Raw genomic sequence first — 14209 nt, forward strand, 5'->3', positions numbered from 1 at the left:
AAACCGACCGTATAAAGTATAAATACGATTAAAACTATAGAGGAAAGCGTTGTGAACATTGTAAAGAATTTGCTACTTGCTATGACTTTGACTGCCACGGCCGCCACGGCTACCTCGGCATTTGCGGCCGATAAAGTTGTCGTGCTGGATATGCAAGCGGCTATCCTTGGTACCGACCTTGCTAAAAAGAGCATGGAAACCCTACAGAAAAATGCTGAGTTCACGGCCATGCGTGCCAAACTAGAAAGCTTGGTGGCCGATATCAAAGCGTTGCAAGAAAGCGCCGAAAAAGACGGCATGACCTGGTCGGAAGACAAGTTAGCCGAGCACCGTAAGAAAATTGAGTACCTACGGGCCGATTACGAGCTGGCGCAAAAGAAATTGCAGGCCGAACAGCAACAGGTTTTACAACGTGTTCAGCAAGAGTTGGCGCCTAAAGTTCGCCCCGTACTTGAAAAGCTTATCGAAGATGAAAAAATTGGCATGATTGTCAATGCCCAGTCTGTTTTTCACGCTGATGCAGATCACGATATTACCGCGCAATTGGTCGAGCGCCTGAATAAATCTCAGTAAGCTACGTGGAAAAGTGAGTGACTAACTACACCCTCCGCCAGCTGGCGGACTACCTAAGCGCTGAGATTGATGCCAGCAATGCCGGTTTAGTGATAACCGGCATTGCTGGTTTGGCTGCGGCTAAAGATGATCAGATCACCTTTTTAGCGGGCGCCGCCTACTTAAAGCACCTGCCAGCTTGTAAGGCGGGTGCCGTTATATTGCGGCCGGCTGATGCCGAGCACTACAGCGGCGTCAAGCTCTTGGTTGAAAACCCTTATCTCGCCTATGCCCGCCTAAGTAAGCTATTTGATGTAAGTGGCGACACGATCCAGCGCTCGGTGCACGCCAGTGCTGTTGTTGCGTCTGATGCCCAGATTGGCGCGAATGTGAGTGTTGGTGCAAACGCGGTGATTGACAGCAAGGCTGTCATTGCGGACGACGCTATTATAGGTGCGGGGTGCTACATCGGTGCGGATGTGCTGATTGGAGCGCGTACCCGCATTGCGGCCAATGCCTCAATTTATCACGGTGTGGTTATCGGCGACGACTCCCTCCTGCATAGCAACTGCGTGATTGGGGCAGATGGTTTTGGCTTTGCACCGGATGGCGAAGGTGGTTGGTGTAAAATTCATCAGCTGGGCGGCGTCACAATTGGCAATCGAGTCGAGATAGGTGCATCGACGACGATTGATCGCGGCGCGCTGGATGATACTGTTATTTGCGACGGGGTCAAAATTGACGATCAGGTGCATATCGCGCACAACTGTCGTATTGGTGAAAATAGCGCTATTGCTGCAAACTGCGGCTTGGCTGGCAGTACCATCATTGGCCGTAACTGCACCTTGGCCGGCGCAGTGGGTATTGTTGGTCATCTGGAAGTGACCGATAATGTGCACATCACTGGCATGACGATGGTCACTAAATCGATTACAGTGCCTGGCAGTTACAGCTCTGGAAGCAGCGCCATTGACACCCGCGAGTGGCGTAAAAATGCTGTCCGCTTCAATCAGCTCAACGATATTGCCTCTAGGGTTAAAGCCCTGGAGAGCGACCGGAATAAATAATCTACCAAAAAAGCGGCACTTATAAGGTGCCGGGTGGTGGATCAACCTGCGTATTAGTGCTAATAAGGCCACAAAAAAAATGATGGACGTAAACGAAATTCGAGAATACCTTCCGCACCGCTACCCGATGCTTTTGGTTGATCGTGTGGTGGAATTGGTGGAGGGCGAGTCTATCGTCGCCTATAAAAATATCACCATCAATGAAGATGTTTTTAACGGGCACTTTCCCGAGTTTCCGGTGTTTCCCGGTGTCCTGATTTTGGAGGCTCTGGCCCAGGCATCAGGTGTACTTGGTTTTAAAACCATGGATAAAAAACCTCAAGACGGCTCTATTTATTTGTTTGCCGGAGTCGATGACGTACGTTTTAAGCGGCAGGTTATCCCCGGTGATCGCTTGCAGCTGGAGTCGCAAATTATTTCGTCTAAACGCGGTGTTTGGAAGTTTGCCTGTAAAGCGACAGTAGATGGCGAATTGGCGGCATCGGCGACGATTCTTTGCGCTGATCGCAAAGTCTAACCAAGAGGCTGGATTGCGTTGACCTTGATAGCCCCCCAAGCAATTATTCACCCAGATGCCAAGCTTGCTGATGATGTGAGAGTTGGCCCTTGGACGATTATCGGTCCCGATGTTGAAATAGGGGCGGGAAGTGTTATTGCCTCCCACGTGGTAATTAAAGGGCCGACCCGAATTGGTAAAAACAACCAAGTATTTCAGTTTTCTACCGTTGGCGAAGATACCCCTGACTTAAAGTACAACGGCGAGCCGACGAGGCTGGTCATTGGCGATCACAATATTATTCGTGAGGGCGTGACCATTCATCGCGGCACGGTTCAGGATCGCTCTGAGACGACGATTGGTAATCACAACCTGATCATGGCTTACGTTCACATCGGTCACGACAGCGTGCTCGGTGATCACTGTATATTAGTGAATAATACCTCGCTCGCCGGGCATGTGGTTGTGGGTGATTGGGCCATTTTAAGCGGTTTTACCTTAGTCCATCAGTTTTGCAATATTGGCGCCCACAGCTTTAGTGGTATGGGGTGTGCCATAGGTAAAGATGTGCCAGCTTATGTGTTGGTTAATGGTGCGCCGGCGGCCGCAAAAAGCGTCAACGCTGAAGGCCTACGCCGCCGCGGTTTTAGTAAAGATGAGATAGCGGCTGTTAGCCGAGCGTTTAAAGTGATTTACCGCCGTGGATTAACCGTCGATGAAGCGCTATTGCAGCTTGAGCAGCTAGCGCTTGAGTGTCCGGCAATCAGGCCAATGATTGACTCTTTGACCACCTCTAAACGCGGCATCGTCCGCTGACCGGAGCTATGACTCAGACGCTGAAAGTCGGCATCGTTGCCGGAGAGGCCTCCGGCGATATTCTGGGGGCAGGTTTAATTCGTGCCCTAAAAAAACACTATCCGCATATTGAATTCGCTGGTATCGGCGGGCCGCGTATGCTGGCCGAAGGGTTTCACTCGTTTTTTCCTCAAGACCGCTTGGCCGTTATGGGGCTGATTGAGCCCTTAAAACGCCTGCCCGAGCTGTTGCGTATTCGCCGCTTTTTGGTTGAGCACTTTAGTGAGCAACAGCCAGCAGTGTTTATCGGTATTGACTCGCCCGACTTTAATTTAACCCTTGAAGAAAAGTTGCACGACAGTGGTGTAAAAACGGTTCACTACGTCAGCCCTTCGGTGTGGGCGTGGCGCCAGAGCCGCATTAAAAAAATTCGTCGTGCCGTTGATTTGATGTTGACCCTGCTGCCGTTTGAAGCAAAGTTTTATCAGGACCAAGCGGTCCCTGTGCAGTTTGTTGGGCACACACTGGCTGATGATATTCCCCTTCAAACGGATATCGCGCTGGCGCGGGAGAAGCTGAAACTCGATTTGCCTACAGACACCCCGGTCGTGGCATTGTTGCCCGGTAGCCGGCAGGGCGAGGTCGAGCGTCTAGGGCCGGTTTTTTACCAGGCCGCACGTTTGTGTTTAAAGCAACGGCCAGGGCTTAGGTTTGTATTGCCAGCGGCCAGCGGCCAGCGGTATCGGCAAATTCATCAGCAGCTAAGTGAGTACAGCGACCTGCCGGTAACGTTAGTACAGGGCCAGTCTCACGAGGTAATGGCGGCGGCAGATGCAGTGGTGTTGGCATCTGGCACAACGGCCCTTGAGGCGATGTTACTGAAAAAGCCTATGGTGGTTAGTTATAAAATGGGCTGGTTATCGTACAAGATTATTTCAGCAATGTTGAAGGTGCCCTATGTGTCACTGCCTAATTTATTGGCCGGTGAAGAGTTAGTGCCTGAATTGATTCAAAAAGACGCCACTCCAGAGGCCATTGCTGCGCAAGTGCTAGAGTTTTTTGCCAATCCGCAAGAGGTGGCTGAATTAAAAGAGCGGTTTATTCAGCTGCACGACTCTTTGCGCTGCAATGCCAGTGCCACCGCCGCGGCGGCTATCGTCAAATTAATTGAGGGTGATGGTGCTGTGCCTTCAGAGCGTATTGAAGAGCACGCTCAGACCTAGAGGTTTATATCATGGAACCGTTTGTCTCTTGTTATAACGGGGTGTTAGCCGCTGGGGTTGATGAGGTGGGCCGGGGTCCGCTAGCGGGGGATGTCGTTGCGGCGGCGGTTATACTTGATCCTAGCGCACCGATAGAGGGCCTTAATGACTCCAAAAAACTAACTGAAAAACGCCGAAACCACCTTTTTACGCTCATCAAAGAGCGAGCTATGAGTTATTGTATTGCTCGCGCCAGTGTTGCCGAAATTGATTCGATAAATATTTTGCAAGCAAGCTTGTTGGCTATGCGGCGCGCCGTCGAAGGCTTGTCGGTTGAGCCAGAACACATTCTGGTTGATGGCAACAAAATCCCCAAGTGGCGCTACACCGCCGAGGCCGTAGTTAAAGGCGACAGCCGGGTTGCCGCTATCAGTGCCGCCTCCATTTTGGCAAAAGTCACCCGTGATGCCGAAATGGTAGCATTTGATAAAATGTATCCAGGTTACGGGTTTGCGGGGCATAAGGGCTACCCGACCAAGGTGCATATGCAAGCGTTGGCAACCTTGGGGGTTAGTGATATACACCGCCGCTCGTTTGCGCCGGTTAAACAACAGCTAGAACAATTAACTATTTTTTAACGGTATTTATGACTGCACAATTTGTACATCTCCGGCTGCATACAGAGTATTCGTTATCGGATAGCTTAATTCGTATTAAGCCTTTGGCGGCACGCTTAAAAGAGTTGGGTATGCCAGCGTGCGGCGTGTCTGACCAAACCAATTTCTATGGCTTAATAAAGTTTTATAAGGCCATGCAAGGGCAGGGTATTAAGCCAATAGTTGGCTGTGACTTTTTTATTAATGGCGTCGATTCGGAAGCGAAGCCAACTCTTATTACGTTGCTGGCGATGAACGATGCTGGCTATAAAAACATTATTGCGCTTATATCCCGTGCCTATCAAAAAGGTCAGCAACAGGGTGTTGCGTATGTAGAGCGAGGTTGGGTTAGTGAGTTTTCCGGCGGTGTGATCGCGTTGTCGGGTGGGCGCTTAGGTGACATTGGCTTGTCACTGTTGTCGGGGCGTAATGCCCAGGCGCGGACTGAGCTTGCTCACTGGATGAGAGAGTTTCCGGGACGTTTTTATTTGGAGTTGCAGCGAACCGGACGCGAGTACGAGGAGTCGTACTTGCACGCAGCGGTCGCATTGGCCGATGAAGTGCAGTGCCCTGTGGTGGCCACTAACGATGTGCGTTTTTTGCAGAGTGATGATTTTGAAGTGCACGAGGCTCGGGTGTGCATTGCTGAGGGGCGGGCTCTGGATGATCCGCGGCGAGAGCGTCGTTACTCCGAGCAACAGTATTTGCGCTCGGCAGACGAAATGCGGGAGTTGTTTAGCGATATTCCAGAAGCCCTTGAAAACTCGGTAGAAATCGCCAAGCGCTGCACGGTCAATATTCAGCTCGGTGAATACTTTTTGCCACAATATCCCATTCCGGATGGGATGACGGAAAACGAATTTTTCAAAAAAGTCTGCCTAGATGGCATGGATATGCGGCTTGAGAAAATCCTGGATAAAGCGGCGGCGGATTACGCCGAGCGTTATCAGGTGTATCGCGAGCGAATGCAGTTCGAGCTGGATATTATCCTGCAGATGGGTTTCCCCGGTTACTTCCTCATCGTAATGGACTTTATTCGCTGGGCGAAAGAAAACGGTATTCCCGTGGGGCCAGGGCGTGGTTCGGGTGCCGGTTCATTGGTTGCCTATTCGCTAGAGATTACCGATCTTGATCCGCTGCAATATGATTTACTGTTCGAGCGATTTTTGAATCCAGAGCGGGTATCGATGCCTGACTTTGACGTCGACTTCTGCATGGAAAATCGCGACCGCGTTATTAGTTACGTGGCTGAAGCCTATGGCCGCGAGGCGGTGAGCCAGATTATCACCTTCGGTACTATGGCGGCAAAAGCTGTGGTGCGCGACGTGGCAAGGGTGCTGGGTAAGTCTTATGGCTTGGCCGATAAACTCTCGAAGATGATTCCGCCAACTCCGGGGATGACGCTGAAGCAGGCGTTAGAGGAGGTCGATATACTGCGCGAGCTGCTCGAGACCGACGGCGATGCGCAAGAGATTTGGGATATGGCGGTTAAGCTCGAAGGCTTAACGCGCAACGTGGGTAAACACGCCGGTGGTGTGGTTATTGCCCCTAATCAGCTGATTGATTTCTCGCCGCTTTACTGTGACGAATCCGGCAAAGGGTTGGTGACGCAATACGATAAAAATGATGTTGAAGATGCCGGGCTTGTAAAGTTTGACTTCTTGGGGCTGCGTACTCTTACTATTATCGACTGGGCGCTAGAGATGATCAATGCCCAGCGGGCGAAAGCAGATCAGCCCCCGCTAGATATTACGACGATTGAGTTAGACGATAAGCCCACGTTCGATTTGCTTAAGCGCGCCGAAACCACCGCTGTGTTTCAGCTGGAATCGCGCGGTATGAAAGATCTTATCAAGCGCTTAAAGCCAGATAACCTTGAGGACATGATTGCACTGGTGGCTTTGTTTCGGCCGGGGCCACTGGATTCGGGGATGGTGACTGACTTTGTAAACCGAAAACACGGTAAAGCCGAAGTCGCGTATCCCGACGCCAAATATCAGCACAAATGTTTGGAGCCGATTCTTAAACCAACCTACGGCGTTATTGTTTATCAAGAGCAGGTAATGCAAATCGCTCAGGAGCTGGCCGGTTACAGCTTGGGCGGTGCAGATTTGCTGCGTCGTGCCATGGGTAAGAAAAAGCTCGAAGAGATGGCCAAGCAGCGAGAATTTTTTGCCGAGGGTGCAAAAGGCAAGGGCATTGATCCTGATCTGGCGATGAAGATCTTTGATCTGGTAGAAAAATTTGCCGGCTACGGTTTTAACAAGTCGCACTCGGCCGCTTACGCGCTGGTGTCGTATCAAACCGCTTGGCTAAAAGCTCATTATCCCGCGCATTTTCTGGCGGCGACTATGAGCTCGGACATGGATAAAACCGATAAAGTTGTGACCTTTATCGAAGAGTGTCGCACTATGGGGCTGACGCTACTACCCCCCGATGTAAACCGTGGTGAATTAAAGTTCACGGTTGATGACGACAACAATGTTATTTACGGGCTTGGCGCTATTAAAGGGCTGGGTGAGGGGCCTGTCGATAGTATTATCCAGGCTCGTGAAAGCGGCGGTCCATTTAAAGATTTGTTTGATTTCTGTGCTCGCATCGACCCGCGCAAAGTGAACAAGCGAGCTCTAGAGGCTTTGATTCGCTCGGGTGCGGCCGACAACCTTGGGCCGAGCCGCAGTTTGGATCATGACCGGGCGGTAATGTTTGCCGCGATAACCGAGGCCGTTAAAGCGGCCGAGCAAAGTGCAGCCAATGCCAGCGCGGGTATGGTCGATTTGTTTGGCGATGTCGTGCCCGCCGCGACTAGTGCGGAAGACGCATACCGAGATTTTGCCCGCGTGCGCCCTTGGTCGATGAAGGAGCGTCTCACGGCTGAAAACGAGACACTCGGTCTTTACCTGACCGGTCACCCAATCGATGAGTACGACCAAGAGATCAACTTTTTAGTCTCTTCGCGAATTGCCAATATTACACCAGACAAAAGCAGTCAGCGCATCGGCGGTTTAGTGGTGGCAACACGCACCATGAAAACCAAGCGTGGCGACACAATGGCGTTCATTACACTGGATGATCGCACCGGGCGTATTGAGATTGCCGTGTTCTCGGATACTTTTAACGAGTGTCGAGAGCTATTAGTCAAAGACGCACTGTTGCTGGTTGAGGGACAAGTTAGCCACGATGAGTACAGTAATAGCCTCAAGATGCGTGCCGATGCGGTCCGTAATTTAGCTGAGGTACGTCAAGAGAAAGCCCGCGCATTGTGCTTATCCCTTAACGCCGGCGAGCTGGGGGCAAATGCCTCGTCGCGCTTGCGCGAATGCCTTGAGCCGTATCGCGATGGCCGGTGTCCGATTGTGATCGCTTATCAGCGCTCAGATGCTCGTTGCCAGTTGCGGCTGGGGGCTCAATGGTGCGTGCGCCCAGAGGATGAGCTGCTGCAACGATTGCGAGATGACTTTGGTGCCAGTAGCGTGCGGCTTGACTACCGCTAATGAAAAAAGGATTAGTAAAGTAGCGGTTGAAAGGTAAATGCTTAGTACTCTAATGGCTGTAGAGGCAGGTAACCTTGTCTAAAAGAGTATTAGTGCACTAAGCAATATTTGAATGCACGCTTGCAACCTAGGCGGTTTATCTTAATCTACATATAGCGCTGTTCGCGCCGTACAGTGTGGGCTATGCCCGGTTAGTTGTGCTCGTTTTTTTCTATTTCGCCGCGATCTAGGGCCCCAACATCCAGGAAGGGGGAGGCGTCTAGGGTTTCGGCATTCATCATCTCGGCGACTCGTTGCAGTGACGCAATAATCATCCCTTGCTCCCAGTCATTCAAGTTCTTAAAGCGCCTGACAAAGTCGTCTTGCAGGGCTGTTGGGGCACTTTCCAGTATTTTGCTGCCCTTGTGAGTCAGCTGTGGGTAGACTTTACGTTTATCTTGCTGCGATCGCACCCGTGTTATCAGCTCGCGCTTTTCTAAACGGTCGAGCACGGTGGTCACCGTGGCTTGGGACAAGCTCATGTCTCGGGCCAGTTCGCTAATGGTCATATCGCCTTTATTTTGCAGTATTTGCATAAGCAATAGCTGCGGCCCCGTTACCGAAGCCGTTTTAACCAGCTTTTTTGAGTGTAGGTCAGTGGCGCGAATAACGCGGCGCAGTGATACCAGCACCTCTTCTATTTTATCCATTGCGGTTCTCTGGTTGGAAAGTGCGAAATTATAAGCAGTTTTTGCTTCGAGTCCTAATATTTCTGCATCTATTGGATAGTTCGCTGCATTGGCCATAGTAGTGCCTCGATGGAGTAGAGTGTCTCTGGACTTACCAAAGTACTTAGTGTACTATACATTAAAACTTAGACCACTAAACAAATATTTTGCTTGTCTCGCTCGATTAACGACGAAATAAGGCAATAATCAAGAGGTGCCACTGCTAAGCGCGACATTTCGTCATCGTTTGGGGTTTATCGTTTAATTTAGTTTTCAGGGGAATGCATTAGTTATGAGTGATTCAGACACAGTTTTATTGCGCCACCCCACTGCCGCCGATGGTTATGCATTAAATCAGTTGGTTGCGGCCAATCCGCCGCTCGACCCCAATTCGATTTACTGCAACCTCCTGCAGTGCTCGCACTTTGCCGATACGGCAATAGCGGCCTTTAAAGGTGAGCAAATGGTGGGCTTTGCCTCAGGCTATGTGCTCCCTAAAGAGCCTAACGTACTGTTTGTTTGGCAAATCGTCGTCGACCCGGCGGCTCGAGGTTTAGGACTTGCCAAAAAGTTGGTGAAGGCTCAGCTAGCCAGCGACGCCTGCGAGCGGGTGACTCATATGCATACCACGATCACGCCCGACAACGAAGCGTCGTGGGGAGTATTTAAATCCTTGGCCCGGGACTTACAAGCCGAGTTGAACAGCGACGTCTACTTCGAGAAAGAACAGCATTTTGGAGGTGTTCACGACGATGAGCACCGCTTGGTTATCGGCCCTTTTAAGCGCTAACGCTAGGGCAGTTGGGGCGGAGTCGTTAGGCCTGCCATTTACTACGCGAATTTTTGCAAAAGATTACTTATTTGAGGATATAGCATGAAGATTTTTGACGAGATGGAATCAGAAGTTCAGTCTTACGCGCGATCGTTTCCGGTAGTGTTTAACAAGGCTAAAGACTGCTATCTCTACACTGACTCGGGCGAGCGTTACATCGATTTTCTCTCGGGTGCGGGTTCTTTGAACTATGGCCACAACAACGACAACATCAAGCAGGCGTTGGTTGATTATATCGCTGAAGACGGGATTACCCACGGCTTGGATATGCACAGCGATGCCAAGCGCAACTTTCTTGAGGTTTTCCGCGATAAAATTTTAGCCCCTCGCGATATGGAATATGTTGTGCAGTTTACCGGCCCAACCGGTACCAATGCGGTAGAGGCGGCGTTAAAAATTGCTCGTAAAATTACCGGTCGCAGTAATATTATTTCTTTCACTAATGGTTTTCACGGCTGCTCTTTGGGCGCTGTAGCGGTAACCGGTAATCAGCATCACCGGGGCGGCGCTAACGTTTCTTTATGTGATGTTGATCGCATGCCATTTTGTGGCTATTACGGCCGTGATGTCGACACTGTGAAAATGATGGATAAGCTGTTGTCAGACCCATCCAGTGGTATCGATAAGCCTGCGGCAATGATTCTTGAAGCTGTGCAAGGTGAGGGCGGTCTTAACGTCGCTACTAACGAGTGGTTGCAGGCGGTTGATAAGCTTTGTAAAAAGCACGGTATTTTGTTGATTTTGGATGATATTCAGGCAGGCTGTGGTCGCACTGGTACTTTCTTTAGCTTTGAGAAAGCGGGTATTAAACCAGATGTCATCACTCTGTCTAAATCACTTAGCGCTTATGGCCTGCCGTTCGCAGTGGTATTGATTAAGCCAGAATTGGATCAGTGGGAGCCGGGCGAGCACAATGGTACGTTCCGTGGCAACAACCACGCGTTTGTTACCGCAGCGGCGGCTATTGAGCACTACTGGAGTGACAATAAGCTGGAGCTGGCAGTGCAAGAAAAAGCCGAGCTGGTCACCAAGCGGTTCAAGAAGATTATTGATGCTCACGGTGGTATTGCTCTGGGACTCAAAGGTCGCGGTTTAATGCAGGGCATTGATTGCCGTACTGGCGAGCTGGCGGGCAAGGTCTGCGCACAAGCGTTTAAAAATGGTCTGGTGATTGAAACCTCAGGTAATCACAGTCAAATCGTTAAATGTTTTTGTCCATTAACGATTGCGACGGAAGCGCTTTCTGAGGGGCTGGATAAGCTCGAGCAGAGCTTTGCTGAAGTATTCGCTGACGAGAAATTAAAAAAAGCATCATAATACGTGATTAACGTATTTCGATTGGCGGCTTCTAGCCGCCATTTTTAATAGATTTTGTAGGAGTGAGCAATGATTGTTAGACACTTAAAAGACGCGGAAAAAACCGATCGTAAAATTGTATCAGAGGGCTGGGACAGCACCCGCTTGTTATTAAAAAACGATGGCATGGGTTTTTCGTTTCATATCACGACTATTTATCGCGATGCTGAGTTGCACCTGCACTACCAAAACCACCTGGAGACTGTGTACTGCATTAGCGGTTACGGCTCGGTGGAAACCGTTGCCGACGGTAAGGTGTACCAAATTGCGCCCGGCACCGTTTATAACTTGAACTTAAATGATAAACACATTCTTCGCGCCGATGAAGAAATGAAAATGGCGTGTGTATTTAACCCGCCCTTGCACGGTAAAGAGGTGCACAATGCTGAAGGCGCGTATGAGTTAGATGCCGAAGAAGTTTCAGACTGAAGTCACAGCTGATAATAGCCAGGGCTTAAAGTTATGGCTTAATTAAGCCCTGGTTGTTTCGTTTTTGTTCCACTCAGTCACTGGCATTGCAAGGGTAATAGTATGAACCATACAGTAGAGAAAATCGGTGGCACCTCCATGAGTGAATACTCGGCGGTGCGCGATAACGTCATCTTAAAAGGAAACAACAGCAACGACATCTATAACCGGGTGTTTGTCGTCTCGGCCTACGGTGGCATGACTGACCTATTGCTGGAAAACAAAAGCAACGGCAAGCCAGGTGTTTATGGCCTGTTCGCCAACACTAGCAATGATGACGAGTGGCATGAAGCCTTTGAAACTCTGCGTGATAAAATGTTTGCTATTAACCTTGAGCTGTTTGGCGAGACTGAGCTTGGGCGTCAGGCGGACGAGTTTATCTCGGGTCGTCTGAGTGACGCTGAGCGTGTGCTGACTGACTTACAACGCCTGTGTCAGCACGGCCATTTTGAATTGCAAGCACACCTGTTTACTGTGCGCGAGATGCTTGCCAGTATCGGTGAGGCTCACAGTGCGTGGAATATGGCGCATTTGCTACAGCGTGATGGTATTAATGCACGCTTTATCGATTTGTCGGGTTGGCAGGCGGAAGGGGCTGAGAATCTTGACACTATGATTAGCCAGTCGTTTGCCGGTGTTAACTATGACACTGAGTTGCTTATCGCTACCGGTTATACGCACTGCGACAATGGCTTAATGGCCAGTTTTGATCGCGGCTACAGCGAGATGACCTTCAGCCGTATCGCCGTAATTACTGGCGCACGTGAGGCGATTATCCATAAAGAGTACCACTTGAGCAGTGCCGACCCACGTTTGGTGGGCGCCGATAAAGTGGTACCCATTGGGCGCACTAATTACGATGTTGCTGACCAGTTAGCCAATTTGGGCATGGAGGCAATTCACCCTCGCGCGGCAAAAGGCTTGCGTCAGGCGGATATTCCCTTGCGGGTGATGAATACCTTCGAGCCCGAGCATTCCGGCACCTTGATTACCGGTGATTACGTAAGTGATACCCCTAGGGTCGAGATTATTGCCGGCCGCCGCCGGGTTTACTCGATTGAGTTGTTCGATCAGGACATGATGGGCAACATTGATAGTTACGATTCGGCTATACTGAAAACCATTGCACGCTACAAAGCGCACGTGGTGAGTAAAGATATTAATGCCAATACCATTACCCATTATGTGGCCGCAAATTTAAAAACGGTTAACCGTATTCGGCGGGTGCTTGAAGAGGCTTACCCGGATGCCGAGATTAATACTCGCAAGGTCGCGGTCGTCTCGGCGATTGGTAGCGATATGAAGGTTCCGGGCATGCTGGCCAAAACCGTATCGGCACTGAGTGAGGTGAATATCAGTATTCTCGCCATGCACCAATCTATAAGACAGGTGGATATGCAGTTTATTCTCAATGAAGACGATTATGATCTGGCGGTGCAAAGCTTGCATCGCTGCCTGATTGAAGTCCATGATCACGGGGACGCCATATGCGCGGCTTAACCTTCGGCGCGCTGATGTGGTTGGTGTTGAGCGCCTTAGGCGCTCACGCGGACGACACCACAGATAATACTGACGATGGGGCCCAAGTGGCCCCATCGTCAGTTGCGGGCCCTGATGTTGATAAAACCTTAAGAGAAACCGTCGAAAACCTAGACGAGGCAATGTACAGCCCGTTTATTGAACGGTACATGCTGGATGAATTGAAGGCTCTGCGCACCGAGATGGCCGCCCAGCGTATAGAGTTGACCGAGAAGCTGGTTGACCGCCACGTCGAGTCTATCGACCGCGGTGTTAGCTACGCCACCAATACGATCACCTACTTCTTTTATCTTATCGCCGGCGTCAGTTCGATCCTGGTGTTAGTAGGCTGGACCTCCGTGCGTGATATTAAAGAGCGTATGAATAAAATTGCCGATGAAGAAGTCGGCAAGCTTGTTGAGACCTACGAAAAACGTTTACGTTTAATTGAGCACCAGCTGACGCAAAAAACCCAGCATATTGACGAAAACCGGGAAGAGATTGAGCGCACCCAGGAATTACACTCCCTGTGGCTAAAGGCTGCCCAAGAAACGCTCTCAGCCAATAAAATTGCGATTTACGATCAAATCTTAGAAATGCGGCCAGATGACTGTGAGGCTTTAACCTACAAAGCGGACGAGGTGCTAGAGTTAGGTGAGGTGCAGTGGGCTATTAACTTATGCCAGCATGCTCTGACCATCGACCCCGATAATGCCCACGCGTTTTATCAGTTGGCCTGTGCTAAAACTATGCTGGGCAATCACGATCAGGCGATTCACTACTTGCGCGAAACCCTAGAGCGCGCCGATAGTTATCGACAAACGGTTATGGAAGACCCCGCGTTAGAGCCCCTGTACGAGCTTGAAGAATTTAAAGCGTTATTGTCAAATTAAACGAGGTGCTTTTAATCTTGTTGTGCTTCGAACCTAGACCGAAGCACAACACAGGTGTGCCTCGTTCTCAGGTTTTTAGCCTTTCTCAGAGCGTATAATTCCCGCCCCTTAGTGCAACCCTTACCCAACTCTACAAGGGTATGTAAGAGCTACAACGTCGTGTCCACTACGGC

Annotated in this window: 13 protein-coding genes; 12 read left to right on the plus strand and 1 reads right to left on the minus strand. The window is 50.3% G+C overall.

Features of this window, described 5'->3' with window-relative positions; genetic code table 11:
- The first annotated feature begins 51 nt into the window (after positions 1-51).
- The 7 genes from AACY82_RS01555 (at position 52) to dnaE (ending at position 8262) form a co-directional block, all read left to right on the plus strand.
- Positions 52-573, plus strand: a complete 522-nt coding sequence (locus AACY82_RS01555; RefSeq protein ID WP_339615000.1) for an OmpH family outer membrane protein — start codon at positions 52-54, stop codon at positions 571-573.
- Positions 574-590: 17 nt separating this feature from the next.
- Complete coding sequence (gene lpxD, locus AACY82_RS01560) at positions 591-1619, plus strand: UDP-3-O-(3-hydroxymyristoyl)glucosamine N-acyltransferase (protein ID WP_339615001.1); 1029 nt, start codon at positions 591-593, stop codon at positions 1617-1619.
- A 79-nt stretch (positions 1620-1698) separates the two neighbouring features.
- The gene (fabZ, locus tag AACY82_RS01565) at positions 1699-2136 is read left to right on the plus strand and encodes a 3-hydroxyacyl-ACP dehydratase FabZ (RefSeq protein WP_339615002.1); all 438 of its coding nucleotides are present in this window, start codon (positions 1699-1701) and stop codon (positions 2134-2136) included.
- An 18-nt stretch (positions 2137-2154) separates the two neighbouring features.
- Positions 2155-2931, plus strand: coding sequence for an acyl-ACP--UDP-N-acetylglucosamine O-acyltransferase (gene lpxA / locus AACY82_RS01570; RefSeq protein ID WP_339615003.1), 777 nt, complete (start codon positions 2155-2157; stop codon positions 2929-2931).
- 8 nt (positions 2932-2939) lie between these two features.
- Positions 2940-4133, plus strand: coding sequence for a lipid-A-disaccharide synthase (gene lpxB, locus AACY82_RS01575; RefSeq protein WP_339615004.1), 1194 nt, complete (start codon positions 2940-2942; stop codon positions 4131-4133).
- 11 nt (positions 4134-4144) lie between these two features.
- Positions 4145-4750 carry a ribonuclease HII gene (gene rnhB / locus AACY82_RS01580; protein WP_339615005.1) on the plus strand — a complete coding sequence of 202 codons (606 nt, stop codon included), beginning with the start codon at positions 4145-4147 and terminating at the stop codon, positions 4748-4750.
- Between the two features lie 8 nt (positions 4751-4758).
- Positions 4759-8262, plus strand: coding sequence for a DNA polymerase III subunit alpha (gene dnaE, locus AACY82_RS01585; protein ID WP_339615006.1), 3504 nt, complete (start codon positions 4759-4761; stop codon positions 8260-8262).
- A 191-nt stretch (positions 8263-8453) separates the two neighbouring features.
- On the opposite strand, the gene AACY82_RS01590 is transcribed toward dnaE, so the two are convergent.
- Complete coding sequence (locus AACY82_RS01590) at positions 8454-8951, minus strand: MarR family transcriptional regulator (protein ID WP_339615007.1); 498 nt, start codon at positions 8949-8951, stop codon at positions 8454-8456.
- A 310-nt stretch (positions 8952-9261) separates the two neighbouring features.
- On the opposite strand from AACY82_RS01590, the gene ectA reads away from it, so the two are divergent.
- From ectA to AACY82_RS01615, 5 genes are all read left to right on the plus strand, one after another.
- Positions 9262-9759 carry a diaminobutyrate acetyltransferase gene (gene ectA / locus AACY82_RS01595; protein ID WP_339615008.1) on the plus strand — a complete coding sequence of 166 codons (498 nt, stop codon included), beginning with the start codon at positions 9262-9264 and terminating at the stop codon, positions 9757-9759.
- A gap of 84 nt (positions 9760-9843) precedes the next feature.
- On the plus strand, positions 9844-11118 hold the full coding sequence (gene ectB, locus AACY82_RS01600) for a diaminobutyrate--2-oxoglutarate transaminase (RefSeq protein ID WP_339615009.1): 1275 nt from the start codon (positions 9844-9846) through the stop codon (positions 11116-11118).
- 69 nt (positions 11119-11187) lie between these two features.
- A complete protein-coding gene (locus tag AACY82_RS01605) occupies positions 11188-11586 on the plus strand; it encodes an ectoine synthase (protein ID WP_339615010.1) in 399 nt (132 codons plus the stop codon).
- A 102-nt stretch (positions 11587-11688) separates the two neighbouring features.
- Positions 11689-13125 (plus strand): aspartate kinase, encoded by a 1437-nt coding sequence (locus tag AACY82_RS01610; RefSeq protein ID WP_339615011.1) that lies wholly within the window; start codon positions 11689-11691, stop codon positions 13123-13125.
- The gene (locus AACY82_RS01615; RefSeq protein ID WP_339615012.1) at positions 13113-14036 is read left to right on the plus strand and encodes a tetratricopeptide repeat protein; all 924 of its coding nucleotides are present in this window, start codon (positions 13113-13115) and stop codon (positions 14034-14036) included. The genes AACY82_RS01610 and AACY82_RS01615 overlap by 13 nt, the downstream gene beginning before the upstream one ends.
- Positions 14037-14209: the final 173 nt, after the last annotated feature.

It is taken from the genome of uncultured Gilvimarinus sp., assembly GCF_963972205.1.
Classification (GTDB): domain Bacteria; phylum Pseudomonadota; class Gammaproteobacteria; order Pseudomonadales; family Cellvibrionaceae; genus Gilvimarinus; species Gilvimarinus japonicus.

What these genes read in the sequence shown, in the direction of transcription:
- AACY82_RS01605 (WP_339615010.1), top strand. Translation starts at nt 11,188, where the DNA reads ATGATTGTTAGACACTTAAAAGACGCGGAAAAAACCGATCGTAAAATT.
- AACY82_RS01610 (WP_339615011.1), top strand. Translation starts at nt 11,689, where the DNA reads ATGAACCATACAGTAGAGAAAATCGGTGGCACCTCCATGAGTGAATAC.
- rnhB (WP_339615005.1), top strand. Translation starts at nt 4,145, where the DNA reads ATGGAACCGTTTGTCTCTTGTTATAACGGGGTGTTAGCCGCTGGGGTT.
- dnaE (WP_339615006.1), top strand. Translation starts at nt 4,759, where the DNA reads ATGACTGCACAATTTGTACATCTCCGGCTGCATACAGAGTATTCGTTA.
- AACY82_RS01590 (WP_339615007.1), bottom strand. Translation starts at nt 8,951, where the DNA reads ATGGATAAAATAGAAGAGGTGCTGGTATCACTGCGCCGCGTTATTCGC.
- ectA (WP_339615008.1), top strand. Translation starts at nt 9,262, where the DNA reads ATGAGTGATTCAGACACAGTTTTATTGCGCCACCCCACTGCCGCCGAT.
- AACY82_RS01615 (WP_339615012.1), top strand. Translation starts at nt 13,113, where the DNA reads ATGCGCGGCTTAACCTTCGGCGCGCTGATGTGGTTGGTGTTGAGCGCC.
- ectB (WP_339615009.1), top strand. Translation starts at nt 9,844, where the DNA reads ATGAAGATTTTTGACGAGATGGAATCAGAAGTTCAGTCTTACGCGCGA.
- lpxB (WP_339615004.1), top strand. Translation starts at nt 2,940, where the DNA reads ATGACTCAGACGCTGAAAGTCGGCATCGTTGCCGGAGAGGCCTCCGGC.
- fabZ (WP_339615002.1), top strand. Translation starts at nt 1,699, where the DNA reads ATGATGGACGTAAACGAAATTCGAGAATACCTTCCGCACCGCTACCCG.